General features: G+C 62.2%; 2 protein-coding genes. One reads left to right on the forward strand and one right to left on the reverse strand.

Annotation, left to right across the window (positions count from 1 at the left end):
- On the forward strand, positions 1-189 hold a 189-nt coding region (locus tag CVV76_RS25550), incomplete at its 5' end, for a hypothetical protein (RefSeq protein WP_233193154.1).
- 369 nt (positions 190-558) lie between these two features.
- Here the strand turns inward: CVV76_RS25550 and CVV76_RS24360 are convergent.
- Positions 559-957, reverse strand: a complete 399-nt coding sequence (locus CVV76_RS24360; RefSeq protein WP_102227275.1) for a hypothetical protein — start codon at positions 955-957, stop codon at positions 559-561.
- Positions 958-1,247: the final 290 nt, after the last annotated feature.

Below are 1,247 nucleotides of genomic sequence, written 5' to 3' on the forward strand. Positions count from 1 at the left end.
GAGGCGGCCATTGAAGCTCTCGACGAAGCCGTTCAGGCTCTTGAGGCAGCGAAGAAGCGGACCGTTCGTTTCCGGCTTCTTCGGGACCTCCGGTTTGGCCTCGACTTCGAGACCGCACTTCGCCTCGCTCCGGCAAGCGATGGGAGTAAACCGGCGCCTCGCTTGCGGGACTTTCACGGGATGTCTTGAAGGTGGCCGATCCCGAATCCGTGATGAACCTGGAGGATCGAAGTGGCACGCCTCCGGTCATCCTTCTTGTGCGAGCTGGAGAGGTCGAAACCGATGGCGCGCGGGCCGCCAATTACTTCCTCCACGCCTTCGGAATCTACTCCGGGGAAGAGCCTTGGCCCGATTCCGGCGGGATGCCGCGCCTGGTCCGGGCGGCGGCAGAGCGAGGTCTCGTCTCGGAAGCGCGAGAATTCGCGGACAGGATGGTGGACCTTGCCGACAAGAATACCGCCCTCCCACCTGGGGCGGGGCGGCGGTGCGACCTTCTTCGGATCTGCGAGGTGCCGGACCCATTCGCGAGAAACCTTGCGCGATTCCCGCTGGAAGGTCTCATCCGCCAGCGCCAGACCGTGTATTTGTTAAGTCCCAGGCGCCGCGCGAGTTTACGCACCGACTACGGTGCGGCGGGCCCAGCATATCCCGCAGCGCGACCATGAACAGGTCCGGGCGATGGAGTCGGCCGATGGCGCTGCCCGTTCTGCCCGAATAGGTCTTCTGGCGGCCAGTGCAGCGGTAGCGCTGAACCTTGGTCCGGGTGCGGCCCCACTTCTGTCGGCGCACGTCCCCACAGACGGGGCACTTCAGATCTTGGTTTGTCCGTTCTTCGATCTCCAAGATCGCCTCCGTCTTCTGTCCAAGATCCCTGATCATCGACTGGGCGTCTTCGATCTGGGCCGGGTTCAGGCTGTCGAGAGTATCGAGAAACCGGCGAAAGTCGTGGTGCAGCATGGGTATTCCCCTCGTAAAAGGCCGAGTGATATAGGCCTTTCTGCGAAAGAACGAAGCGCACCAACACGGTTTGCGGACACCTCCAAATTTTAACTTATGTTCGACGTCTGCATGGGCAGCCGACGTCGGGTTTCAGGTCGACATCTGGAAGGCGGGGTCCGGCCCTCGTCGCGACGCCCCACAAGCTCCCCCAGCGCTTTTGTCCTCACCCGGAACGGCTGAGTGCCGTGCCATCTCAGTTCTTGGTGATGTTCCTGGTCGTGGTGATGGAGGGGATGATCTGCTGGAGG

Origin of the sequence: Acidimangrovimonas sediminis (assembly GCF_002871005.1) — a bacterium.
In the GTDB taxonomy this organism is placed as follows: Bacteria; Pseudomonadota; Alphaproteobacteria; order Rhodobacterales; family Rhodobacteraceae; genus Acidimangrovimonas; species Acidimangrovimonas sediminis.

What these genes read in the sequence shown, in the direction of transcription:
- CVV76_RS24360 (WP_102227275.1), bottom strand. Translation starts at nt 957, where the DNA reads ATGCTGCACCACGACTTTCGCCGGTTTCTCGATACTCTCGACAGCCTG.